At 48.4% G+C, this 24,171-nt stretch carries 20 protein-coding genes and 1 pseudogene; 19 read left to right on the top strand and 2 right to left on the bottom strand.

Annotated elements, in window-relative coordinates; genetic code table 11:
* Positions 1-12 precede the first annotated feature (12 nt).
* From BN2373_RS00580 to BN2373_RS00525, 12 genes are all read left to right on the top strand, one after another.
* Positions 13-972: a DNA-directed RNA polymerase subunit alpha gene (locus tag BN2373_RS00580; RefSeq protein WP_053942255.1), complete on the top strand. Its 960-nt coding sequence runs from the start codon at positions 13-15 to the stop codon at positions 970-972.
* Positions 973-986: 14 nt separating this feature from the next.
* On the top strand, positions 987-1,367 hold the full coding sequence (gene rplQ, locus BN2373_RS00575; RefSeq protein WP_053942254.1) for a 50S ribosomal protein L17: 381 nt from the start codon (positions 987-989) through the stop codon (positions 1,365-1,367).
* Positions 1,368-1,439: 72 nt separating this feature from the next.
* Positions 1,440-2,714, top strand: coding sequence for a cation diffusion facilitator family transporter (locus BN2373_RS00570; RefSeq protein ID WP_053942253.1), 1,275 nt, complete (start codon positions 1,440-1,442; stop codon positions 2,712-2,714).
* Positions 2,715-2,772: 58 nt separating this feature from the next.
* A complete protein-coding gene (locus BN2373_RS00565) occupies positions 2,773-3,696 on the top strand; it encodes a hypothetical protein (protein WP_053942252.1) in 924 nt (307 codons plus the stop codon).
* Between the two features lie 89 nt (positions 3,697-3,785).
* Complete coding sequence (locus BN2373_RS00560) at positions 3,786-5,183, top strand: L,D-transpeptidase family protein (RefSeq protein ID WP_053942251.1); 1,398 nt, start codon at positions 3,786-3,788, stop codon at positions 5,181-5,183.
* 99 nt (positions 5,184-5,282) lie between these two features.
* Positions 5,283-6,107: an energy-coupling factor transporter ATPase gene (locus BN2373_RS00555; RefSeq protein WP_053942417.1), complete on the top strand. Its 825-nt coding sequence runs from the start codon at positions 5,283-5,285 to the stop codon at positions 6,105-6,107.
* Positions 6,104-7,033, top strand: coding sequence for an energy-coupling factor transporter ATPase (locus tag BN2373_RS00550; RefSeq protein WP_053942250.1), 930 nt, complete (start codon positions 6,104-6,106; stop codon positions 7,031-7,033). The genes BN2373_RS00555 and BN2373_RS00550 overlap by 4 nt, the downstream gene beginning before the upstream one ends.
* Positions 7,026-7,817 carry an energy-coupling factor transporter transmembrane component T family protein gene (locus BN2373_RS00545; RefSeq protein WP_053942249.1) on the top strand — a complete coding sequence of 264 codons (792 nt, stop codon included), beginning with the start codon at positions 7,026-7,028 and terminating at the stop codon, positions 7,815-7,817. The genes BN2373_RS00550 and BN2373_RS00545 overlap by 8 nt, the downstream gene beginning before the upstream one ends.
* On the top strand, positions 7,817-8,593 hold the full coding sequence (gene truA / locus BN2373_RS00540) for a tRNA pseudouridine(38-40) synthase TruA (RefSeq protein WP_053942248.1): 777 nt from the start codon (positions 7,817-7,819) through the stop codon (positions 8,591-8,593). Before BN2373_RS00545 ends, truA begins: the two co-directional genes overlap by 1 nt.
* Positions 8,594-8,770: 177 nt before the next feature.
* Positions 8,771-10,615: a C40 family peptidase gene (locus BN2373_RS08050; protein WP_053942247.1), complete on the top strand. Its 1,845-nt coding sequence runs from the start codon at positions 8,771-8,773 to the stop codon at positions 10,613-10,615.
* 128 nt (positions 10,616-10,743) lie between these two features.
* On the top strand, positions 10,744-11,775 hold the full coding sequence (trpS, locus tag BN2373_RS00530) for a tryptophan--tRNA ligase (RefSeq protein WP_238379605.1): 1,032 nt from the start codon (positions 10,744-10,746) through the stop codon (positions 11,773-11,775).
* A gap of 44 nt (positions 11,776-11,819) precedes the next feature.
* Positions 11,820-12,899 (top strand): hypothetical protein, encoded by a 1,080-nt coding sequence (locus BN2373_RS00525; protein WP_154826094.1) that lies wholly within the window; start codon positions 11,820-11,822, stop codon positions 12,897-12,899.
* A 56-nt stretch (positions 12,900-12,955) separates the two neighbouring features.
* On the opposite strand, the gene ppdK is transcribed toward BN2373_RS00525, so the two are convergent.
* The gene (gene ppdK / locus BN2373_RS00520; protein ID WP_053942245.1) at positions 12,956-15,583 is read right to left on the bottom strand and encodes a pyruvate, phosphate dikinase; all 2,628 of its coding nucleotides are present in this window, start codon (positions 15,581-15,583) and stop codon (positions 12,956-12,958) included.
* Between the two features lie 168 nt (positions 15,584-15,751).
* Positions 15,752-16,567, bottom strand: a complete 816-nt coding sequence (locus BN2373_RS00515) for a kinase/pyrophosphorylase (protein ID WP_162200030.1) — start codon at positions 16,565-16,567, stop codon at positions 15,752-15,754.
* A gap of 184 nt (positions 16,568-16,751) precedes the next feature.
* Between BN2373_RS00515 and BN2373_RS08045 the strand changes: the two genes are divergently transcribed.
* The 7 genes and pseudogenes from BN2373_RS08045 to BN2373_RS00485 all read left to right on the top strand — a co-directional run bounded on the left by BN2373_RS08045 (position 16,752) and on the right by BN2373_RS00485 (position 24,098).
* Positions 16,752-16,874 (top strand): hypothetical protein, encoded by a 123-nt coding sequence (locus tag BN2373_RS08045; protein ID WP_274380676.1) that lies wholly within the window; start codon positions 16,752-16,754, stop codon positions 16,872-16,874.
* Between the two features lie 21 nt (positions 16,875-16,895).
* Positions 16,896-19,559 (top strand): valine--tRNA ligase, encoded by a 2,664-nt coding sequence (locus tag BN2373_RS00510; protein WP_053942243.1) that lies wholly within the window; start codon positions 16,896-16,898, stop codon positions 19,557-19,559.
* A 165-nt stretch (positions 19,560-19,724) separates the two neighbouring features.
* Positions 19,725-19,928: a cold-shock protein gene (locus BN2373_RS00505; protein WP_019134678.1), complete on the top strand. Its 204-nt coding sequence runs from the start codon at positions 19,725-19,727 to the stop codon at positions 19,926-19,928.
* A gap of 100 nt (positions 19,929-20,028) precedes the next feature.
* Positions 20,029-20,964, top strand: a complete 936-nt coding sequence (locus BN2373_RS00500; RefSeq protein ID WP_053942242.1) for a SurA N-terminal domain-containing protein — start codon at positions 20,029-20,031, stop codon at positions 20,962-20,964.
* Positions 20,965-21,085: 121 nt separating this feature from the next.
* Positions 21,086-21,367, top strand: a pseudogene (locus BN2373_RS00495) (HU family DNA-binding protein); the annotation flags it as partial.
* A 101-nt stretch (positions 21,368-21,468) separates the two neighbouring features.
* A complete protein-coding gene (locus BN2373_RS00490; protein ID WP_053942240.1) occupies positions 21,469-23,469 on the top strand; it encodes a bacteriocin-associated integral membrane family protein in 2,001 nt (666 codons plus the stop codon).
* 2 nt (positions 23,470-23,471) lie between these two features.
* Positions 23,472-24,098: an ATP-binding cassette domain-containing protein gene (locus BN2373_RS00485; RefSeq protein WP_053942415.1), complete on the top strand. Its 627-nt coding sequence runs from the start codon at positions 23,472-23,474 to the stop codon at positions 24,096-24,098.
* The last annotated feature ends 73 nt before the right edge of the window (positions 24,099-24,171 follow it).

The raw sequence follows: 24,171 nt of genomic DNA, 5'->3' as shown, positions 1-24,171 counted from the left end.
GAGGCTTGATCCGTGGCAGACAAACTCAATACAAAGGTTGAAATTCTTGAGCTGGATGACGACAAACACTATGGCAGGTTCACTATGTCCCCCTTGGAGCGTGGGTATGGGACGACGATCGGGAACTCCCTTCGTCGTGTCCTCCTCTCATCCTTACCGGGGGCAGCCGTGGCTTCCATCAAGTTTGACGAAGGCGTTCCTCATGAATTCTCAACAGTTACCGGCGTCATTGAAGACGTTCCGGAGATCATCCTCAACATAAAAGGGATTGCGATCCGTCGTTTGCAGGGAGAAGGGGAACCGGTTACCCTGCGTCTGGATGTGGAAGGCCCGAAAATTGTTACGGCCAAGGATATCCAGGAGACCACAGAGGTAGAGATTATCAACAAAGATCACTACATTTGCACGGTCAATGGCGAGGGCGAGATTCACATGGAACTCGTTGTCGTGGATGGGTCGGGCTATGCCTTGGCAGATGCTAATAAGAATCCCGATGACCCCATCACGACCATTGCGATCGACTCCTTGTTCACCCCGGTGACCAAGGTCAATTTCTCCATCGAAAACACCCGGGTTCAGCAGATCACTGACTACGATAAGTTGATCTTAGAGGTTTGGACCAATGGGACGATTACCGCTCAAGAGGCGGTAGCCCAGGGTTCCCAGATCCTCATCAGCCACCTGGCCCTGTTTACCGAGCTTCCTGATTTTCATTTGGATGAGGAAGAAGAAGGTGAAGAAGAGAACAATGAGGAAGAAATACTTCTTCAAAAGCCCATCGAGGACTTAGACCTTTCTCTTCGTTCCTACAATTGCTTGAAACGGGCGGGGCTCAACAGCTTAGGTGATATTTTAGCCACCGATGCTCGAGAACTGGCTAAGATCCGCAATTTCGGCAAAAAATCCTATTCGGAAGTGGAGAACATGGTCAAGGCCTATGGCTTTGAGCTCGAGGAAATGGAAGAAGAGTAACAAGGAGGCATGAAATGGCCACTCAGAGAAAATTAGGGAGGAGAAGCGACCATCGGAGTGCAATGCTTCGCAACCAGGTTTCTTCCCTCATTGAACATGGCCGGATTACCACCACGGTGACCCGGGCAAAGGAAACCCGCCAGATGGCGGAAAAGATGATGACCCTCGCTAAGAAGAACGATCTTCATTCCAAGAGGGCAATCTCTTCCTACATCTATGATAAGGATGTAGCAAGAAAGTTAGTTGAGGACCTGGCTCCCCAGTATGCCGGTCGCAACGGCGGATATACCCGAATTTTGAAGCTCGGCCCCCGTCGCGGTGACGGGAGCGAGATGGCTATCCTGGAATGGGTGGAAGAAGGGTCCAAGAAAGAAAAAGAAGATAAGGAAGACTAGTTGAATCAACACAACCCGTCTTGTGACATGCCCTCTTTATGAGGGCATTTTTCACATTTTATGGAGTCAGCCATGTTTGACAAGTGGAAAGAAAGAATGGAGCAATCGCAACTCAATGAAGGCGAATCAAGGAAGCGGCAAGGATTGACCACTTCCTTGGTTGGGCTACTGGTAAATACGATTTTGGCTCTGTCGAAGATTATCATTGGAAATTTGACCGGAGTCCTGTCCATTACCGCTGACGGAATGAATAATTTGTCCGATGGGATTGCTAATCTTATCTCCCTATCGTCCTTTGTAATTTCCGCTCGTCCTTCGGATGAGGGCCATCCTTTTGGTCATGCCCGTTTTGAGTACATTGCCTCATCATTGATTTCCCTTCTCATCCTTTTTCTGGGTTTTCAACTGATTCGTGAGGCGGCTGAAAAGATTCTCCATCCCACCATGGTTGAAGTCCGACCTGTCCAGATTGTCGTTTTGGTTATGTCCATGGCCCTGAAATTCTGGCTGCAAAGTTTCTATACTCGACGGGGAAAGGCGCTGAATTCCTCTGTCCTCATGGCAACAGCCCAGGATTCAGCCAACGACGTTATTATGACGGGTGGAATTCTCCTTTCCCTTATTTTGTCTCATTTCTTCCGGCTTTCCCTGGACGGTCCGATCGCGATTGTCATTGCCATCCTTATTGCCAAGGCCGGTTTGGAAATTCTCAGTCAGAATTATGACCGGCTCATGGGGGAGGAGGCCGATCCCGAATTGGTCAAGAAGATTGAGGATCGGATCTTGGAATCTCCCGAGGTTATTGAGATCCATAACCTCAAGATTCATGATTACGGCCCGGGCCAATCCTATGTTACCTGCGATATTATGGTCGATGCCCGCCTATCTCTATTAAGGGCTCATGGTGAGGCTGATGCCATCGAAAAGTCTCTGGCCAGGGACGGGATTGATATTACCATCCATATCGATCCCATGATTGTAGATAACCCGGCCATCAACGAGGCCAGGGAGAAAGTTCGAAAGCTGGTTGAGGGAAGCCACAGGGGGTGTCATGTCTATGACCTTCAGATCATCCCGGCAAGCGGAACCGGCCCTGATGGCCTGCCCACTCCGACTTCCGAGGGAGAGGACCTTCATAAGGAGCCCCTCAAGATTTCCTTTGGCCTGGCTGTCGCCTATTCCGTCAAAGATGAAGATGACCAGCTCTTGGAGGAGATGGAGGCCATGATTGCGGTTCTTTATCCTCATGCCGAAGTCGATATTCAAATTGAGCGAACGGCATCTCCTTCAATTGATGTGACCCGGCCTGAAGATCGTCATTGGGAAGAAAGTCACCGGCAAGAGTAGTATAATGAAAAGGTAGTTTGTCACTTTGAACAATCAATGGGGAAGAATGGAGGGGACCATGGATCAAAATGCCGCCCTGGATATTCAAAAAATGAACTGGCCGACCCGGGAAATTCTTCTTGAAAATGAGAATCTGGTGGTTCGTCTTTTGCCGGAAGTGGGCTTTAAGATTCGAGAAATATATTATAAGCCTAAAAATTTTGATCTTCTGTATAAACCGAAGGAAGCACGTAATACGCAGGATTTCAGGAAGGGCTATTTTAACCCTTATCCGGGTATGTCTTATAAGTCCTTTGACCGGTCAGGTATTGACGACTGCATTCCTTCCAAGGAAAGCTGTCAGCTTACAAACGTCGGCCATATTCACAATTATGGGGATGTATGGGCAAGGAGCTGGAATGTAAGGGAGAGTGACCTCTCCAAAACGACCTGCACGGCATCAGTCCGACTTTCCGCTATGCCTTTTTTCTTTGAGCGGACGGTAACCTTGTCCGGGTCATCCGTTTTTCTCCACTACCGCCTCCTCAATGAAACAGTTTCTCCCCAGGTCTGGATGTGGTCCTTACATGCCTTAGCTGTGTCCACACCGGATGCCCGGCTGGAGCTTCCGGGTCCCGGGTCCTATATTGACCTTAAGACCTTGAAGGAATTAAATGAAGATTTTTCTCAAGTCTCCGCAATTCCATCAGACCGTGATCTTCACTTTTTCTCACCAAAAGCCATAGAAGATGGCCTGGCCGCCATCCATTATCCCGGTCAGGGATTGGTCTTCCGGCTACGGTGGAATGCCAGGATTCTTCCTTATCTCGCTGGATCCATTCAGACTTCTGCTTATAGTGGGGAGCGGAAACTCTCTCTCCGTCCCACCAATGGCTATTTGGAAAATCTGGAGAAGGCAGTCGAGGCGGCAAAATCAGCCGCTTTGCCTCCTGACGGAGAAGTGAATTGGGATATCGAGTTGAGTCTCGAAAGTCGGGATTAGAACTTGAGCAAAGATAACGACATGAACAAGGGCCATTTGGCCGAAAAAGAAAGGACGGTTCTCGGGGACCCCCTTCCGAGATGATACTAATGGATCAAACAAAAAGCAAAAAGTGGTTTTGGATTATCCTTCTCGTCCTCCTGGTTGCCCTTTATCTTGGGGGAAGTTACTACTTTTCCAAGTATACCTTCCCCAATACGACGGTCAACGGGATGGAGAGATCTTTCCGCCCCCTCAAAGATGTGTTTCAGTCAAGTGAATATTCCGATAAAGTTCAGGTCCAGGGAAGGAATGGGACAGCTGTGTCCATTTCTGCCGAGGATATTCATCTGAAATTAACGAACAAAGGCGTTCAGGCACCCAGTCAAAACGCCTTTCTCTGGCCTAAGGAAGTCTTTCAATCCCATCCTTATACCGTGGAGTACGACATTGGCTATGATCAGGTAAAGTTGGATCGGGCATTAAATAATGCCGGTCTGGTCCCTAATGGCAAGGCACCGGTGGATGCAAAAATCGAAGTCTCCAAGGATGGTGTGCGCATTGTGCCTGAAGATCGGGGCAATAAGTTGGATTATGAGGGATTGAAGACAAGGATTCTGGATGCCTTTCAAAAGGGGTTGAAGGAAACGGACATCAAAGATCTTTATGAAGAACCGGAAATTACGGCGGATTCTCCTTCATTGAAGGAAGAATTTCAGCGTTTAGATAAGATCACTCGAGTAAAAGTCGTTTACGACTTTGTTGATCGGAAATTTACTTTCGGTCCGGAAGAGGTTGTCCAGTGTTTGAAAAAAGAGAAGGACAAGCAAGTATCCATCGATCCGGATGCGGTCTTAAGTTGGGTTAAAGATATGGCCAGGAAGACAGATACCTACGGAACGGACCGGACCTTCAAAACGACGAACCGGGGGACAGTAACTGTTCCGCCAGGAATCTACGGTTGGCAAATTGATACCAAAAAGACCCGGGATAAGCTCATGACACTTCTGAAAGAAGGGGGAAACCATGAGCTGGAACCGGAATATCGTCATAGGGCCCTCCACCGGGAAAAGGATGAAATCGGATCGACCTATATTGAATGCGACCTCTCTCAACAGCATCTCTGGGCCTATAAAGACGGCAAACTCTTTTTGCAGACGGACTATGTATCCGGAACCACGAATGGAGTCCATGAGACGCCGGTCGGGGTCCACAAAATCTGGTCAAGAGAAAAGGATCGGGAGCTTAAGGGAAAGAATTTGGACGGGTCGAAGTATGTGACACCGGTTACCTTTTGGATGCCCATCAACTACGGTGGTGTCGGTCTTCACGATGCCCCCTGGCGGTCCTCCTTTGGCGGGAGGCTATACCGGAGTTACGGAACCCACGGTTGTCTCAACCTGCCTCCAAAGGTAGCGGAGAAGATCTTTAATGCCTATCCTGTCGGGACCCCGGTTATCATCTATGAGTCCACGACTTCTTTCTCTCCGGCTGATTCAACCTATTAATGTTCACCATTGTTAAGATAAAGTTAGGTGGCTATATTGATTAATTCTAGGATACGCCGGCTCGATGAAAAGAATGAAGAGACCGGCACAAGAGAAACCATGATTGACCTTTCCCACGTCACCTTCACTTATCCTTCCGAGGATGGGGAGGCTAGGGAACCGGTCATTCAAGATGTCAGTTTTCAGGTCAAACAAGGTGAATTTATCGCCATCCTGGGTCATAATGGGTCGGGCAAGTCTACACTTGCCCGACTTTTGAATGCCCAGGTTCTTCCCAATGAGGGCGATATTCATATCATGGGCATGAATACCCGAGATGAAGGCCTCCTCTGGGACATCCGGTCCCACTGCGGCATGGTCTTTCAAAACCCCGACAACCAAATGGTGGCATCGGTCGTGGAGGAAGATGTGGCCTTCGGTCCGGAAAATCTTGGTGTCCCCCTGCCGGAACTTCGGGAAAGGGTGGATTCAGCCCTTAAATCGGTGGGGATGTTTGACTATCGGAACCGACCGGTTCACAAACTTTCCGGCGGTCAGAAGCAGCGGGTAGCTATCGCCGGTGTCCTGGCCATGCTTCCCTCCTGTATCATCATGGATGAGCCCACGGCAATGCTCGATCCTGTCGGTCGGCGGGAAATCATGAAGACCATCCATTATCTGAACAAAAAAGAAGGCAAGACCATCCTTCTCATCACCCACCATATGGATGAGGCGGCTCAGGCTGACCGTATCCTGGTTATGGCGGACGGCCGACTTGCCCTGGAGGGGGAACCTCGTGCCGTCTTTGCGCAGGTAGAAACGATGCGAGCCATGGAGCTCGATGTTCCCCAAGTAACAGACTTAGCCCACCGTCTTTGTCAGGCAGGTTTTCCGGTTCCGGACGATTGCCTGAATATTGATGAATTGGTGGAGGCCCTCCTATGATGGAATTTAGAGACGTCAGCTTTGTTTATGATCCGACAGCAAAGGAAGTTGTCAAAGCCCTGGATGGGGTCAGCCTGACCATCGAAGACCATGAATATCTTGGGCTCTTGGGTCATACCGGCTCAGGAAAATCCACCCTGGTTCAGCATATGAATGCCTTAAACCTGCCCACCAGCGGTCAGGTGTTGATCAATGGTCTTGATACGGGGGGGACCAGGAGCCAGGTTCGAAAAATCCGCCAGCAGGTGGGCCTGGTCTTTCAGTATCCCGAAGACCAGCTTTTTGAACCAACAATTTATAAAGATATTGCCTTTGGCCCCAGAAATCTCAAGCTGGACGAGCAGGAGATTGATCGGAGGGTTCGGAAAGCCATGGAAGCCGTGGGTCTGGATTTCAACACCATGAAAGACCGGTCACCTTTTGAACTTTCCGGTGGTCAAAAGAGACGAGTCGCCATCGCCGGCGTCCTTGCGCTGGAACCCCGTTACCTGGTTTTGGATGAGCCAACGGCGGGCCTGGATCCTCAGGGGCGGAAAGAAATCCTGGGGGAGATCCACAAGATTTATGAGGCTAACCCTTCTATGTCCATCATTTTGGTCACCCATTCCATGGAGGACGTGGCGGAGCATGCTAACCGTCTGGTGGTCCTCGATGGAGGACGGATTGTCATGGACGGAAGTCCGAAAGAGGTTTTTTCTCGTGAAGAGGAACTGGAGGCGATCGGTCTCGCCCTTCCTCAAATCACTAAACTCATGCGGTCACTAAAGGCCAGGGGCATGGACGTGGATCCATCGGCTCTAACGGTGGACCAGGCCTTCCGGTCCCTCAACGCCTACCTCCAAACTCACCCTATGAGGCGTTCAGCAGGTGTAGAAGGCCCGACTGTTTCACCGGAGTCCGGATGGAAAGGAGGTCGTCATGAATGAGCGAGTCCTCCTCGGTCAGTTTATGCCGAGAGATTCCTTTGTCCACCGACTGGACCCCCGGGTCAAATTGTTGTTGACGATCCTCTTCATGGTCCTGGTTTTTCAAGTTGACCACTTCATCGGCTATGGTCTTGTCCTGGTCTTTATCCTCATGGTGGTGGCTTTGGCCAACCTTCCTTTTCTTAAGATTATTAAAGGTCTCAAGCCCATCCTGACTATTCTGATCTTCACCACGGTCTTGAATATCTTCACTATCCGTGGAGAGGTTCTCTGGAAGTGGGGCTTTTTCACCTTGACCAAAGAAGGCCTGATTTGGGCCGGTTTTGTTGCCTGTCGAATCATCCTTCTTGTTCTGGGGACAACCATACTCTCTTTGACCACTTCACCGCTCAAGCTGACGGACGGTCTGGAATCCCTCCTTTCTCCCCTTAAGGTCATTCATTTCCCGGCCCACGAACTGGCCATGATGGTTTCCATCGCCCTACGCTTTATTCCCACCCTCTTTGAGGAGACGGACAAAATCATAAAAGCCCAAAAAGCCAGGGGGGCAGACTTCGAATCGGGCAATATCCTGGACCGGGCCAAGGCCATGATCCCTCTCCTGGTCCCTCTCTTTCTCAATTCCCTGGATAGGGCATCCGAACTGGGCGTGGCTATGGAGGCCCGTTGTTACCGGGGTGGGGAAGGGCGAACCCGACTTAATCCTCTTTCCATGAAAAAGACTGACTATATGACACTAGCCGGTGTTTCGGCCCTCTTTGTTTTAGGCATGGTGGTCCTCTGATGTACCAGAATATTCTTTTAACTCTGGCCTACGACGGTCGTAATTTCCATGGTTTTCAGGCACAATCGGGCATGAGGACGGTAGCCGGGGTTCTTACTAAAGCGGTAGAAAAAGTTTTAGGTAAGAAGACCCGGCTGATTGCAGCCGGGAGAATGGATGCCGGTGTCCATGCTCAAGGGCAAATCGTCAACTTCCTGGCGGATACACTGATTCCGGCCTCTGCCTTTGCTTACCACCTCTATCCCTATCTTCCGGATGATCTCCAGGTTCTCTCCTCTCAAGCCCTTCCCTTGAATTTCCATGCCCGCTTTCACTCCATCGCAAAAACCTATCGCTATGACTTTGTGGAAGCCAAGAGAATTCATCCGAAATACCGGGATTTTCTTCCGACTTGCACCTATCCCCTGGACCCGGACGCAGTCGGTCAGGGGGCAAAACTATTCCAGGGCCGTCATAATTTTTCAGCCTTCACTCTTGCCGATGAAGACCGGGATCCCATCCGCACCATTTTTTCCTTTGATCTTGACCGTAAATTCTGGACGGAAGGGGAGGGCTGCCTTTGGACCTTCCGGATTCGCGGAGATTCCTTTCTTCGTGAGCAGGTTCGCCTTATGGTAGGGGCTATGGTAGCACTGGGTCGGGGAAAATGGACCTTGGAGGAAGTCCAATCCCTTATCGATCAGGGAGCCGAACATTCACCCTTTATGGCCGCCCCTCCTCAAGGACTGACCCTTGATGAGGTGGAATGGGTTTTCCCGAAAGAGAACATCCTATAATTTTCATTTAGAAAAAAGGCCGTGTTCCTCTATGTTCAGCGAAAAACTTTCGAAATAAGGGAAAGGTGACAAAAGCCTCAAAATTGTTTATTTTTTGTAACTTTTATCTTGACAACTTGTAGGAAGTAACTTATCATGTATTCAGGTTACAAAGGTAACAAGTCAAGGAGGTGCATTTTGGATAAACGAAAAATTGGGGCGGTCGTTGGCGTCGTAGGGGTAACCGGCGTCATCGCAACAGCCCAGATGATCGGCATAGACAGGTCCACAGCGGACCACATGACCAAAGACCTAACCAACCAATATAAGGACATCCAGGATCAGGCAAAAAAAGAGGACAAGGTCTCCGATGAGGTGAACGTTGTTGAAGAAAAAGTCTTCGATCCTGTTCAGAATGTGGAATACATCGTACAAAAGGAAGAACCGATCAAAAAACAAAAAGTTGTCGCTGATCTTCCTTCTGCGGAGAGCCAACCCGAAGAGGATCAATCGGCTTCTGTCAATTTTGCTCTAAAAACGCCTCAGACCTCTGTGTATACAGCGATTGAAGAAAAAAGGCCGGAAGAGGCTCCGGAGATCGCTAAGGGTTCCAAAGAGGAGAATCCTCTCAATCCTCTGGAAGATATCAAGGATGAGGAGACAACCACTCCTGAGGTTGAAATCGTCGTTGAAAAAAAGAAAAAAATGGAAGAAAGATATGAAGAGGAAGCCCGGGAATTCCGCGGCATCGTTACTGCGGATGTGCTCAATGTCCGTATAGGGGCCGGCTCCAATTATGAAATCGTCGATATTCTCTCCAAAGATGATTTGGTTGTGGGAAATATCAAGGACGGTTGGATTTCCTTCGGTGAAGGAGATGATCTCTCCTATATTAATGCTGAATACGTTGATGAGCTGACTCCTGCGGGATTTGACCAGATGATCGCCCGTCAGAAGACGCAAAGAGAGGAAGCGGAAGCACGTAAGAAGGCTGAAGAAGAGGAAGCCAAGAAGAAGGCCGAAGAAGAAGCAAAAAAAGCGACAGAGAAGAAGGCTGAGGAAGAGAAGGCTTCGGAGAAGGAGTCTTCAGAGAAAAAAGAAACTAAGCCTGAGACGAAGGAAGAATCCCAAAAAGAGTCCGGAGCTGCTTATTCCGGTTATGTTTCCGTTTCTACCGCCAATGTCCGAAAAGGACCTTCCAACTCTGCAGAAATTATCGGCGTAGTCTCCATCAACGATGCAATTCAAGGTGAAGAAGTCTCTTTAGGTTGGATCAAGATCAACTATAAAGGGCAGACTGCCTTTATCCATAAGAATGTACTATCTTTTAAAAAAACAAAGGTAGAAGAAAATAAAAACCAAGAGTCCAAGCCCAAGGATTCGGGGAAGAAGGAAGAGGAAGCTTCGACGAAGGTTTCCGGATATGTTACTGCGTATTCCCTCTTTGTCCGTCAAGGTCCCGGCATGGGCTATGATCAGATCGGTTATCTCCACAGGAATGATCCTGTTCAGGGAACAGACCTCAATAACGGTTGGATTAAGATCGACTATAATGGCAAGGCCGGTTATATCAGCAGTAAATTCTTCTCCACAGAGAAGCAGTCCACCCCTAAAGTTGAGGAAAATACACCCTCTCAGAATGAAGACAAGGGTCAAGTCGGTCAGGGAACCATTGATCAGATTATCCGTTTAGCCAAACAACAGCTTGGAAAGCCATACATATACGGGGCAGCAGGTCCCAACGCCTTTGACTGTTCCGGCTTAACCTCTTGGCTCTATCGCTCTTTCGGGTACACCATTCAACGAAGAGCAGCAGCCCAGACCTCTAACGGATATGCAGTTTCTAAGAAGAATCTCCGCCCCGGCGATCTTGTCTTCTTCTCCAATGAAAGTTCCGGCGGAAGAGTTGCCCATGTCGGGATTTACATCGGTGGTGGTCAGATTATCCATGCTTCTACTCCGCAGTTGGGCGTTCGCACGGATAACTTGAACTCATCCTGGTTCGTCAACCACTACAAGGGTGCTCGCCGTATCATCAACTAATCTCTTACCACGAATACCTATGATGAAAAGTCGCCTCTTCGGAGGCGACTTTTGTTATAATAGGGTTCTAGTGGCCGGCATATTTTCCTGTCGCCAATGATCCGATAACGAAAGAAAGGACTAGCATCGTGTCTGAAGAACGCACAAAGAACATTAACCCACCTGCTTCGCCATCGAAGACAGTCCTCAGCCTTGTTCAACCCTCCGGAGATCTGACTATTGCTAATTATCTAGGCGCTATCCAGAACTTTGTCCGCCTCCAGGAAGATTATCGCTGCTTTTTTGCCGTAGCTGACCTCCACGCTATCACGGTCCACCAGGTGCCCGCGGACCTCCGTCGCCGGTCCCGTGAAGTTCTGGCCTACTATATTGCTGCAGGCCTAGACCCGGATAAGGTGACCCTCTTTATCCAATCCCATGTCCATGAGCATGCCGAGCTGTCCTGGGTGCTTTCTTCCCTCTCCTATATGGGCCAGCTGGAAAGAATGACCCAGTGGAAGGCCAAGTCCCAAAAAAATGAGGAAAATCTGAATGCCGCCCTCTTTACCTACCCGGTTCTCATGGCTGCTGACATCCTTCTTTATCAGGCGGACTATGTTCCGGTGGGGGAAGACCAAAAACAACACTTGGAATTTACCCGGGACATTGCCGAGCGTTTTAACCACCGCTATTCCCCGACTTTTACCTTGCCTGAAGGATGGATGCCGGAATCGGCAGCAAGAATCATGTCTCTCAAGAATCCTTCTGTTAAAATGTCCAAGTCCGATGAGGACCCCAATGCCTATATCCTGATTAAGGATGACCCGGACACCATCCGGCGAAAAATCGCCCGGGCTGTCACCGACTCCGAGGCCCATTTCACCTACTCGGATGACCAGCCGGGCCTGAAAAACCTGATCAACATCTTCTCCGCCTATGACGGCCGCAAGCCCCGGGAGATCGTCGATGACCTGGGCAACATCTCCTATGCGGAGTTCAAGGAACTCCTGGGAGAGACCATCGTAAACACCATGTCGCCCATCCGGGATCGCTTCCTGGAGATCACGGCAGATAAATCTTACCTGGATGAGATCTACAAGAGGGGGGCTGAAGAAGCCGGCCGTGCCGCCCGTCGGACTCTGTCCAAGGTCTACCGGAAGGTGGGCTTTATCGAGCACTAATAGGACTTTCCTATCCTTCTCAAAAAAGAAAGAGTGATAAGAAAATGAGCAGATCAAAAGTTTTTTTTGCAGGTTTTAGCTTTCTAGTGTTTTTTTTCTTTACTGCTTGCGGATATCTATGGGATACGCCCTCCTCCTCTCTAAAAAGAGAGTCGATCGATTTTGGCCTTGTCATTACGAATGAACATAAGTATGATTCAAGGATATGGTGGTTTGATTCAAAACTTCAGGCTATGCAAGAGCAAAAGCTGTCTTATGCCGCACTGGGTTCCTCTTTTTATTCTCCGGCAGAGAATCAGGATGAGTTGTATCTTATTCCTGTGGGGTTGGGCAATCAGAAAGATACAAAAAAAGTCATCAGTGTCAATAAAAAGACGCTCCAAATCACTGAATATCCTTCTCAACATATTAACTTGATTGATATGGCATCTATTGGCGAAAAGGTGTATTCGGTCAGCAACTTAAATGGGATTTCCTATTTGGAGGCATGGGACAAGAAAGAAGGCACCAGTAAGACAGTCGAGTTGCCGGGTTCTTTCTTTCACTGCATTTTTTCCGGTGGAGGCAAACTCTTTGCCTTTGATAAAAATATGGATGGAGATGACTCGGAAGAAAATGGTTATACCATGCGCGTTTATTCTGAGGATCTCCGATTGCTCCACAAAAAGGATGTCTCTTCCTTTGGTTCTCTTTCAGGAATGGCTATGGATGATGGGAGAAACCTATATGCTACGGTTAACTTAGATGAGAAGGGTCATCCGACAGGGAAAATCATTAAAATCAATGAAGAGACCTATGCGATTGAGGAGATAGGAACCTCCTATCTTTGGCCGCATGCGATTTACCGATATGATGACAAGCTAATTGTGACCCATCATGATCCTGTCGCCGCAGAAGGATCAGAAGTTTCTGTCATTGATCCCGATGGGAAGGAAAAGATTGTCGATTTAAAAGTTCCTCTGGAAGCAACCGCCATGATGGGAGACCGCTTCATTGTTGCTAATAGCACGGGGGTCTATCAGTACGCATTACCTTCTTTTCAATTGCTGAATAGCTATCCCTTGCAATTAGAAGACGGTTTTTACTTGACAAATATCCTGCCGGTCAATGAATTGGATAGATAAAAAAAAGGCCATCCCAAATTTTCGGGATGGCCTTTTGTTGGTTCAATTGGAGCTTGTTACTTGTTCTTGGCTTCCACAGTGGCTTGAGCTGCGGCCAGGAGAGCGATGGGGACGCGGTAGGGGGAGCAGGAGACATAGTCAAGTCCGACATTGTAGAGGTACTTGACGGTGGCAGGGTCTCCGCCGTGCTCGCCGCAGATGCCCAGGTGGATGTCCTCACCTTTCACCTTGCGAGCATTCTCAACAGAGAGCTCGACCAACTTGCCGACGCCCTTCTGATCCAAGGAGATGAAGGGGTCACGCTCGAAGAGGTTCTTATCCAGGTATTCCTGGAGGAACTTTCCGGCATCATCACGGGAGAAGCCGAAGGTCATCTGGGTCAGGTCGTTGGTGCCGAAGGAGAAGAAGTCGGAAACTTCCGCAATCTCATCGGAGAGGAGGGCAGCTCTCGGCGTCTCGATCATGGTACCCAGGAGGTAGTCCATCTTCTTGCCCTTTTCTTCAAAGACCATATCGATCTCTTCACGGACCTCATCCATGACGTACTTGAGTTCCTTTTGATCCGTGGACAGAGGAATCATGATTTCAGGAACGAACTTGCAGTTCATTTCTTCCTTGGCACGGAGGGCACCCTGCATGATGGCCCGACCCAGCATCCGGTAGATGGAGGGGTTGGAGATGCCTAAACGCAGACCGCGGTGACCCAGCATGGGGTTAACTTCTGCCAGATCCTCAATGTCCTTTTTCACTTCCTCGACGGAAATGCCCAGGTTCTTAGCGGCAATTTCAATGTCTTTTTCTTCCTTAGGAACGAACTCATGCAGAGGGGGATCCAGGAGACGGATGGTCATGGGACGTTCTTCCATGATCTTGTACATTTCATAGAAGTCCTGCTCCAGGAGGGGTTCAATCTTATCCAGAGCATCTTGTCTCTGGTCATCATTCTGGGCAAGGATCATCTGGCGGACGGTTTGGATCCGGTCTTCAGAGAAGAACATATGCTCGGTACGGCAGAGACCAATACCTTCGCAACCGAATTCGATAGCCTGTTTCGCTTCAGCAGGGGTATCCGCATTGGTCCGAACCTTCATCCCCTTGATTTCCATGACCCAACCCATGAACTCACCGAAGTCGCCGGCCAGTTTGGGAGCTTCGGTTTCAAGCTCACCGACATAGATCTTACCGGTTCCGCCATCAATGGAGATGATGTCTTTCCCGGTCAGGGTCTTATCACCAATGCCAACGGTCTTTGCCTTGCCATCGATCCGAAGTTCATGAGCACCGGTGACGCAGCATTTTCCCATACCACGGGCGACAACCGCAGCGTGAGAGGTCATACCGCCACGAGCGGTCAGGATACCAGCGGCAGAAACCATGCCGGCCAGGTCTTCCGGAGAAGTTTCGTTGCGGACCAGGATGACGGTCTCACCGTTCTCTTTTGCCCGGGTTGCTTCTTCAGCGGTGAAGACGATCCGTCCGGTAGCAGCACCGGGGGAAGCAGCCAGTCCGGTTGCAACAGCTTCTGCCGTCTTAAGGGATTCAGCATTGAAGGCGGGGTGGAGGAGCTGGTCTAAGGACTTGGGCTCGACCATTTGGATGGCTTCTTCCTTGGTAATCATGCCCTCATGGACCAGGTCGACCGCAACCTTAACGGCAGCAGAGGTAGTCCGTTTCCCGTTACGGGTCTGAAGGAGGAAGAGTTCACCTTCCTGGATGGTAAATTCCATATCCTGCATATCTTTATAGTGCTTTTCCAGACGTTCGGAGGTTTCCAGGAATTGTTTATAAACCTTGGGGTTATCTTCTTCAAGATGGCTGATGGGGAAGGGGGTCCGGATGCCGGCCACGACGTCTTCACCCTGAGCATTCATGAGATATTCGCCGAAGAGTTTATTTTCGCCGGTGGCGGGGTTACGGGAGAAAGCAACGCCGGTTCCGGAGTTCTCATCCATATTACCGAAGACCATCTGCTGGACGTTGACGGCGGTTCCCAGAGAATCAGGGATTTCGTTCATCTTACGGTAAAGGATAGCACGGTCGTTGTTCCAGGACTTAAAGACAGCCTCCACAGCCATGATGAGCTGGTCTTGAGGGTTCTGGGGGAAGTCCTCGCCCTGGAGTTCTTTATACTTTACCTTGTATTCTTCAGCCAGTTCTTTAAGGTCATCGGCAGAGAGTTCAAAGTCGTTCTGGACGCCGGCTTTTTCTCTCTTCTTTGCCAGGAGCTCTTCAAAGTGTTCAGAATCGAGGCCCATAGCAACGTTGGAGAACATCTGGATGAAGCGGCGGTAGGAGTCATAGGCCCAGTGGGGGTTGCCGGATTTTTCAGCCACAGCAACGACAGACTCATCGTTCAGTCCCAGGTTGAGGATGGTATCCATCATACCGGGCATGGAAATGGGAGCACCGGAACGGACGGAGAAGAGAAGAGGATCTTCCTTATCACCGAACTTTTTGCCAATATGGTCCTCGACCTGGCTCAGGTGGGCTTGGACTTCGTCCATCAGCTCGGGCCATATCTTCTGCTCCTCCTGGTAGCGGGTGCAGGCTTCAGTAGTAAGAATAAAGCCGTAGGGAACATTGATTCCCATGTTGGTCATTTCAGCAAGGTTTGCGCCCTTGCCGCCGAGAAGGAGACGTTGATCCTTGTTTCCTTCATCGAAGTTGTAAACGTACTTTGTCATTCACTAACCCCTTTCATACAAAAAAATAATATTTACTGCTTTGAATGCATCCGTCCGCCCAAACCGGGTCAATGGATCCTATTGGATTCACAGGCTCCGCTTTGTTTTTTGGCCTGGGATTTTTTTTCGCTGCAGTTCCTTCATAAATAAAAAACCTATAAGTTACTTTTACCCCAAATCTTCCTCATCGTCTCGCAAAGTCAAGATTATTTCAGCAATTTCTTCAACTGCCTTATCCGTCACATCGACAACAGGGCAGCCAATTTGCTTCATGACTTGGTCAGCATATTCCAGTTCTTCACGGATCCGCTTCAATGAGGCGTAAGCAGAATTCGGTGGAAGTCCCAGGCTTTTCAGCCTTTCCTGACGAAGAGCGAGGAGCTGGCCGGGACTGACGGTCAACCCCACTACCTTTTTTGAGTTGATCCGGAAAAGCTCCGCCGGGGGAACAAGTTCAGGAAGAAGAGGAACATTGACCACCCGAATCTTTTGGCTGGCCAGATAGAGGGTGAGGGGAGTTTTCATGGTCCGGGAGATGCCGATCAAAACCAGGTCAGCATAGTGGATCCCGCGTGGATCCTGTCCGTCATCGAAACGGCGGGCAAAATCATAAGCCAGGAGGTGGTCAAGGGTAGCCGGGTCAAGGTCGCGGTGAAGCAAAGAATCGGGGACAAGTTCCCTTTTTCCGGCCTTCATGAGAAAAGTGAGGATGGGTGAGAGCATATCATAGGAAGGTATTCCCTCTCTTATTGAAAACACATGAACCTCTTCTCGAAGACCGCTTTCCTCCAGGGCATGAAAGAGGATGACATTCTTTTCCTCTTCCCTCATCCGGTTCAAAACCTCCTCAAAGGAGGAAGGCTGAATGATGGGGCCGAAGCTATATATCGGACAAGTGAGTCCGGCAAGTTGGCATGCTTTTTCCACAAAGGGAAGAACGTCTTCCTTTCGCCCGTCCGTTAAAAGATAGATCACCTGATCCATGGCTAGGCCCTCCTTTCCCATTACAAGAACCGGTCCACTCTATATTTTATCATATTCCTCCAGGATAGCGGGAGGGCGGAGGAGGAAAGTCTCTTTATTCTCATGAAGGGGGTCGGGTAGTCACTGCAGAATGAGTCATTATATATGTTAAAATAAGAAGGATTATTTGAGGAAGGAGTTTTTCATGAAAAACCCGGAAAACCAGAAGAAAAAATCGAGACGATTAGCAGGACAGGTTATTGCCATCATCCTGGCTCTTACTATGGTAGGAAGTATTATCGCCAGTGTGGTTATATCCCTGCGTTGATGAGGAAGGTGAGGATAAGAAATGAAAAATTTGGATAAGCACTACGATCCCTCCTCTTTTGAAGACCGGATCTATCAATCCTGGGAAAAAGACGGTGACTTTATCGCTGATGTTCACTCGGATAAGACACCCTACACTATTGCCATGCCCCCTCCAAATGTAACCGGCAAGCTCCATATGGGGCATGCTATGGTGTCCACCCTCCAGGACATCATGATTCGTTGGAAGCGGATGAAAGGCTATGAAGCCCTCTGGATCCCCGGAACCGACCATGCCTCTATTTCTACAGAGGCTAAGGTGGTGGCTCATCTTGCTGAACAGGGGCTGTCGAAAAAGGACCTGGGCCGGGAGAAATTCCTTGAGGCCTGCTGGGACTGGACGGAGGAATACGGCGGAAATATTCGTTCCCAGCTCCGGAAAATGGGCGTTTCCTGTGACTGGACCCGGGAGCGGTTCACTTTAGATGAGGGTCTGTCCAAGGCAGTCTACAAGGTCTTTGGTGATCTCTATAACGAGGGGAAAATCTACCGGGGCAACCGGATCGTGAACTGGTGCCCTTCCTGCGGCACAGCCATCTCAGATGCAGAGGTCGACCACGTTGATGACCATGGCCACCTTTGGTATGTGAAGTATCCTCTAAAAGACCAGCCTGATAAAACCCTGATGATTGCGACCACTCGACCGGAGACCATTCTGGGAGACCTTGCCCTGGCGGTCCACCCGGAGGACGACCGTTTCGAGGACTTTGTAGGGAAGACAGTTCTTGTGCCCCTGGTCAACCGGGAGATTCCGGTGATCACCGATGATTACGTCGACCGGGAATTTGGAACCGGAGCCTTGAAAATTACCCCCAGCCACGACCCCAACGACTTTGAGGTTGGCCGTCGCCACGATCTGGGCCAATGCAAGGTCATTACGGAAAAAGCTACGATTGCCGACGGCTACGGGAAGTATTCCGGTATGGATCGTCAGGAGGCCCGAAAGGCCATGGTAGACGATCTTGAGGCCCAAGGCTACCTGGACCATGTTGAAGAGATTGAACACGCTGTGGGCCATTGTGAGCGGTGTGGGACGGTCATTGAGCCCCTCCTCTCCAAGCAGTGGTTCGTGGCCATGGAAGAATACATCCAGGGAGCAAGGGAAGCCCTGGAAATGGGTGAAGTTCAGTTGGTGCCCGACCGTTTTGATAAGATTTATATGAATTGGGTGGATTCCATTCGCGACTGGACCATTTCCCGCCAGCTTTGGTGGGGCCACCGGATTCCGGTCTGGTATTGCCGGGACTGCGGAGAGGTCATTGTCTCCACAGAAGGTGCTCCGGGCACCTGTCCCGCCTGCGGTTCCGACAAGCTTGACCAGGATCCCGACACCCTGGATACCTGGTTTTCCTCTGCTCTTTGGCCCTTCTCTACCCTGGGTTGGCCGGAAGAAACGGAAGACCTGGACAAGTTTTATCCCACTGACACCTTGATCACCGGCTATGACATCCTCTTTTTCTGGGTTATCCGGATGGTCTTTTCCGCTAAGCATTTTACCGGGAAATCTCCTTTCTCCCATGTCTATTTCAACGGCCTTGTCCGGGATGCAGAAGGGCGGAAAATGTCCAAGTCTTTGGGCAATGGCATTGACCCCCTTGATGTCATTGCTCAGTACGGGGCTGATGCCCTCCGTTTTACCCTGGTCACCGGGAACACCCCGGGCAACGATACCCGGTATTCCGAAGCCAAGGTGGAAGCCTCGCGAAATTTTGCCAACAAGCTATGGAATGCGACCCGCTTCGTTCTCATGAGCATGGATGAGGGAGAAGCCGGCCTAAGTCTCGCTGACCTGGCAACTGACCGCCTGGAAGTGGAAGACCGGTGGATCCTGTCCGCCCTCCATGATCTCCTGGAGGAGGTCGACCGGAACCTGTCTAAATTCGAAATTGGTTTGGCCGCCGGTGCCCTCTATGACTTTATCTGGTTCACCTTCTGTGACTGGTACATCGAAATGTCCAAACCCCGCCTATACGGGGAAGATCAGGCACGGAAGGAAGTGGTCCAGACCGTCCTCCAGACCGTCCTGTCCGCCATCGTCCGCCTTCTCCACCCCTTCATGCCCTTTATCACGGAGGAAATCTGGGCTTATCTTCCCTCCAACCAGGGAAAGATCATCCATGCTCCTTATCCTGAATCGGCTGACTATCCCTCCTTCCCCAAAGAGGAAGAGGCCGTTAAGATGACCATCGATGCCATCGTTGCTATCCGCAATGAGCGTCAGAGCCGGAAGGTTCCGCCCAGGAAAAAAGCGGACTTGGTATTCTATGCCCAGGACCCGGAGGTTCGCCATCTTTTGGAGACGTTGGCTTATGAGTTCAGAAACCTGGCTTCCGCCGACAAGGTCAGCGTCTTGGCTGAAGACCCCAGGATGGAAGATGCCGTCGTCATTGTCCGGGATAACCTGAAAATCTACATTCCCTTGGCCGGTTTGATTGATTATAAAGAAGAAGTTGACAAGTTGACCAGGGATCTGGAAAATGCCCAATCCGAGTTGGCAAAGGCGGAGAAAAAACTGGCCAATGAGAACTTTACCGGAAAGGCTCCGGAAGCCGTTGTCCAAAAGGAAAGAGATAAGGCGGATAGCTACCGGTCCATGATTCCGGAGTTGAAAACGGCTCTGGAAGAGGCAAAATCCAAGTTATCGTAAGCTTATCAAGAAACCGGAAAAAACAATGGCGATATTTTATCCTTGTTCCTTGTAATATTTGGGTAAAATTGGAAAAGTGGGACATTTTTCCATTGACAGAAGGATAATTACGTACTACTATTGACAAGTAGCTCGTAAGAGTAATTAAAGTTAAGGAGAATTTACATGGTAAAAGGAACAGTTAAATGGTTCAGCGCAACAAAAGGTTATGGATTCATTTCCACTGAAGATGGCAATGATGTTTTCGTTCATTTCTCGGCACTTCCCGATAATGGCGAATTCCGTACCCTCGAAGATGGTCAAGAAGTCGAATTCGAAATTGTCGAAGGCGAAAAAGGACCTCAGGCAGCAAACGTAGTTAAACTCTAGTCTTCAAGTACTTTCGAGTCACTTTGAAATACAAAAGTTTAGACGGTAGACCGGATGCAATCATCCGGTCTTTTCTTTTATGAACATGGGGAGATTTGTCATGAAGAAAATAGGTGCAATAGTTTTTGCCTGTAGCCTGGCCATTATTCTTGTTGCCTGTGCAAAGCCGGGTGCCGGTGATCTCGCTCAAGTGGGGGATCAGGTGATCGGTCGGGCGGATTTTGATAACCTCTTATCTCTCTACCGGAAAATGCCGAAAAAAGAGGGAAAAGGGTCGGAGGAGGATTCGGACGATCTTGGCAAGAGGCTTTTAGACAACCTGGTCTGGGAGGCCATGGTCCGTGAGGACTGCCAGCATCTGGGCATAGATGAAAGACGAGTCTATGAGGAAAAAAAGCGGGAAGCCATTCAACAGTTTGGTAATGAGGAGGGCCTTCAAAGCCAGCTCAAAAGTTTGAAAATATCCCCGGAGGCTTTTGAGGAGTCCCTTCATCAGGAAGCCTTAACCCAAGCTCATCGGGAGTGGATAGCAAAGGAAGGTACGCCTTCTGAAGAGGATCTCCGCACTTATTATGATAAGCATCCTGATGACCGTATCCTATTAGACATCCAGGAGGCCTGGGTGCCTACGCGAAAAGAGGCCGAGACCATCGCCCAATCCTGGAAGGAAGGAAAAGATCTCACTTCTTATCATATCCTCAATGAGGATCCCTTTGAGAAGACAGGCTATCAGGAATTCAAAAACATTGGCATTCGTGATGATCGACTGGTTAGCCGTAAGGTTTTTACCCAGGATGTCGAAACGGCGGAGGTCTATCCGAAGGAGGGGATCTACTATGTCGTCTATGTTCGTCAGAAACAGGAGGATTACGACTTAGTTAAACCCTACATTCTCGGTCTTTATGAGGAAGATCATTACCGAGTTTACATGGAAAAACTGGCTAAGGATTTGAATGTCCGTATATATTATGAGGCTTTGCCCGATCTGTCTGCCGGTCAAACAGAGTCGAACCAGGAAACATCAAAAGAAAAATAGAAAAAAGTGATTTTTTGGCTAAAGTTTCCCAAAAAATGGGCTAAAATCCTTGATTCTGGGACTCTAATGAGATACTCTATGATAAGTATTCGCAAGATACTAGCAATCATTTAGGGAGGAAAGAATGAATAAATCTGAATTAATTGCAAATATTGCTGAAAAGTCCAACTTGAGCAAGGCTGATGCCACCCGTGCTTTAGATGCCTTCTTGGAGACCGTTCGCGAGAGCCTAATCAATGGCGATAAGGTTCAACTCGTTGGCTTCGGCACCTTTGAAACCCGTCAGCGCAAGGCACGTGAGGGCCGCAACCCCCGCAATCCTGAAGAAACCATCCAGATTCCTGCTTCTACCGCTCCTGTGTTCAAAGCCGGTAAGAACCTGAAGGATGCCGTCAACAAATAAGTTACTGAAATTTTTGTGAATTAAGCATTGGAAGATAGGCCATTCGCTATGCGATTGGCCTATTTTATTAATCGACTCCAGTATTTAGGAAAGGATAAACAATGAAGAGATGGTTTGTCATCATTACATCAATGATCTATATTTCTTTTTTCTGTCTAATCATTGGAGAGAATCCTGATGCGATGCTGTTTACGATGTATCCGAATGTATGGGTTCGCTCTTTGCCGGAAAACGCTGATATGGAACAAATCCAGGATGATCTTGATGCTTTGGGAAAAAGGACAGATAGCCTTATTGCCCTTCGTATTGCACGTCCATCAGATGATAGACAGACCTCTCGCTTCAGTTATGCTTTATTTGGACAAGGTAAAGTACCTGATGGTTTTATTGAGGCGAGTGAAAATGATAAGAAACAGTTGGATCCGGTGAACACGTATAGCATTTTACATGGCAGTTTATCCTTAGAAGAATTGTCAAAGACTTTGGATTCTTATGGGGCTGAAACGATTTATGATTTAGCTGAAAGTTCGCCTGTCTTAATTTCATTAGGATACATCCCTCGCCCATCCATTAGCTTCAGTTTATTATTGTTTAGCCTACTCTTTATTATCCTAACAAGTATGCAGAGAATTAATCAGCTGAGATCTTCAGGAATTCAGGTGCTTTCAGGGATGAATCGAAGTCAGATTTTTAAGAAATCTTTATTGGATGATTCTTTGTCCATTGTACTCGGCTTTATTTTTGCCACATTCCTTTCCATTGCTTTTCTTTATTTCAAAAACCTATGGAATTGGAAATTACTGATTTTTCTTATAACTTGTGCAGGAATCAATGCCTTCCTTTTATTTGTTCTTGCTCTATTCATAGAGTTACTTTTTTGGTTGATCCTTAAGAGAAGCCACTTAATTGACCTAATTAAGGGTCGGATGCCCATTACGTCAGTTTTGACAGTTTTGCTTGTTGGTCAATTTATTGCTTTTTTAGGTGTTGGTTATGGGAGTCATATGGTTACGGAAGTGTATCCATTATACCAAGCAATGAACCTTGGGAGGAAGGCATGGGCCGGTCATCCTGATGCCTTTCAATTCAGTATGAATCTCGGTGCTTTTGACCCCTACCAACAAGAAAGACAAAATCAACGTGATTTGGCCTGGTACGATTTAACCGTCGAAGCGCTGATGAAAGAGGATATCATCTATTGTGAACATTTTTTACAGGAACAAGATCCGATATTACCCACCCTCGAGGAAAGTCGAAAGATTTTAATCGTCAGTCCTTCCTTTTTAAAAAAAGAAATGATCTTAACGAATCAAGATGAACAGGAAAGGATGGAAAAACTGAAACCGGGTGAGTTTGGACTGATCCTTCCAAAGAAATTATCAAAAGAACAAAAAAATGAAGCAGAAAACTCCTTGAAAACCTTCGTTTTCAATCGATACTGGGGAAAGGAATTGGATGATACACCGGAAATACTTCATCCGGTTCTTTTTGAACGCTCAACAGAGGATCCTGTTTTCATTTACAACTATGAAGGAAAACCTCCAATACAGTTTCTGGACGATCCTTATATTATTGTGCTTACGCCAAAAGCGACGGATCGATCTCCTCGTTCTGCCAGTGTATGGTCTTCTCACATTAATTCTTCCCTTCTATTTTCCGATTTTGATCAAACAGAGGAACTTATCCAGAAATATGGTCTAAGTCCTCTCGTTTCTCGAATTCGAAATATTCGAGGTGTATACCTGGAAGAAGTGGAGACCTACCGGTTTGAGGCAATAAGTTTAATGATTGGAAGCATTATTGGAACTCTGGTCGCGGCATTTTCCTTTGTGGTAATGAATCGCCTGTATTTTGAACATTTTCGCAGAGAAATATTTATTCGAAGGATTTCAGGATTCTCATTTTACCAAAACCATTTGACCTATCTGAGGCTTCAGGGATTGGTTTTAACCGGAGGATTGATACTCCTCTTTCTACTGTCGAGAAAGCCCTTGCTAAATTTATTGGTCTACATCATCTTTTTGGTATTAGAGGGGGGCCTTTTATACCGGCAGATGAAGAAGGAAAATCAGAGTGCGGTCACCTTATTGAAGGGGGAATAATGATGATAGAACTATTGAAAGTAGAAAAAAGATACGGAGACCACCTGATTTTCCAGGACTTTTCCTTTCGCTTTGAAGCGGGGAAAATCTATGCCCTCATCGGGAGAAGTGGGTCGGGGAAGACAACACTCCTGAATATGATGGCAAAATTAGAACCATGGAATGGAGGGGATATTATCTATAAGGGAAAAGCCCTCACTGAATATAAGGAACAGGCTTTTTTTCGCCATGAACTGGGGTATCTCTTTCAAAATCTCGGACTCATTGAAAATGAAAGTGTCGCTGCGAATTTAGATTTGGGATTTGTGGGACGACGGATGAGTGTGGAGGAGAAAAAACAGGCATTTCACGAAGTACTGGAAAAGGTGGGATTATCATACCTGCCACTGGATAGAAAAATATATACGCTATCCGGAGGGGAAGCACAGAGGGTGTCTGTGGGAAAGCTTATGCTTAAGAAACCTTCACTACTTTTAGCGGATGAACCCACCGCCTCCTTGGATCCTGCAACTGCGGATGAGGTTTTGCAATTGGTCTTTCAACTTCGCGACCCCAAACGGCTGATTATTATCGCCACCCATAACCCAAATATCTGGAACCGGTGCGATGAGGTCATTTCTTTGACCTAAGGGTTTGGATCAACCATTATTTGTATAAAGATACCCCCGGAAGCCGGCAGTAAAAATTCCGGCTTTCGGGGGC

It is taken from the genome of Kallipyga gabonensis (assembly GCF_001286805.1).
Classification (GTDB): Bacteria; Bacillota; Clostridia; order Tissierellales; family Peptoniphilaceae; genus Kallipyga; species Kallipyga gabonensis.
Note: the sequence above shows the minus strand (reverse complement) of the source record. Positions and strands in the feature narration are given on the sequence as shown.

What these genes read in the sequence shown, in the direction of transcription:
- rplQ (WP_053942254.1), top strand. Translation starts at nt 987, where the DNA reads ATGGCCACTCAGAGAAAATTAGGGAGGAGAAGCGACCATCGGAGTGCA.
- BN2373_RS00570 (WP_053942253.1), top strand. Translation starts at nt 1,440, where the DNA reads ATGTTTGACAAGTGGAAAGAAAGAATGGAGCAATCGCAACTCAATGAA.
- BN2373_RS00565 (WP_053942252.1), top strand. Translation starts at nt 2,773, where the DNA reads ATGGATCAAAATGCCGCCCTGGATATTCAAAAAATGAACTGGCCGACC.
- BN2373_RS00560 (WP_053942251.1), top strand. Translation starts at nt 3,786, where the DNA reads ATGGATCAAACAAAAAGCAAAAAGTGGTTTTGGATTATCCTTCTCGTC.
- BN2373_RS00555 (WP_053942417.1), top strand. Translation starts at nt 5,283, where the DNA reads ATGATTGACCTTTCCCACGTCACCTTCACTTATCCTTCCGAGGATGGG.
- BN2373_RS00550 (WP_053942250.1), top strand. Translation starts at nt 6,104, where the DNA reads ATGATGGAATTTAGAGACGTCAGCTTTGTTTATGATCCGACAGCAAAG.
- BN2373_RS00545 (WP_053942249.1), top strand. Translation starts at nt 7,026, where the DNA reads ATGAATGAGCGAGTCCTCCTCGGTCAGTTTATGCCGAGAGATTCCTTT.
- truA (WP_053942248.1), top strand. Translation starts at nt 7,817, where the DNA reads ATGTACCAGAATATTCTTTTAACTCTGGCCTACGACGGTCGTAATTTC.
- BN2373_RS00525 (WP_154826094.1), top strand. Translation starts at nt 11,820, where the DNA reads ATGAGCAGATCAAAAGTTTTTTTTGCAGGTTTTAGCTTTCTAGTGTTT.
- ppdK (WP_053942245.1), bottom strand. Translation starts at nt 15,583, where the DNA reads ATGACAAAGTACGTTTACAACTTCGATGAAGGAAACAAGGATCAACGT.
- BN2373_RS00515 (WP_162200030.1), bottom strand. Translation starts at nt 16,567, where the DNA reads ATGGATCAGGTGATCTATCTTTTAACGGACGGGCGAAAGGAAGACGTT.
- BN2373_RS08045 (WP_274380676.1), top strand. Translation starts at nt 16,752, where the DNA reads ATGAAAAACCCGGAAAACCAGAAGAAAAAATCGAGACGATTAGCAGGA.
- BN2373_RS00510 (WP_053942243.1), top strand. Translation starts at nt 16,896, where the DNA reads ATGAAAAATTTGGATAAGCACTACGATCCCTCCTCTTTTGAAGACCGG.
- BN2373_RS00505 (WP_019134678.1), top strand. Translation starts at nt 19,725, where the DNA reads ATGGTAAAAGGAACAGTTAAATGGTTCAGCGCAACAAAAGGTTATGGA.
- BN2373_RS00500 (WP_053942242.1), top strand. Translation starts at nt 20,029, where the DNA reads ATGAAGAAAATAGGTGCAATAGTTTTTGCCTGTAGCCTGGCCATTATT.
- BN2373_RS00490 (WP_053942240.1), top strand. Translation starts at nt 21,469, where the DNA reads ATGAAGAGATGGTTTGTCATCATTACATCAATGATCTATATTTCTTTT.
- BN2373_RS00485 (WP_053942415.1), top strand. Translation starts at nt 23,472, where the DNA reads ATGATAGAACTATTGAAAGTAGAAAAAAGATACGGAGACCACCTGATT.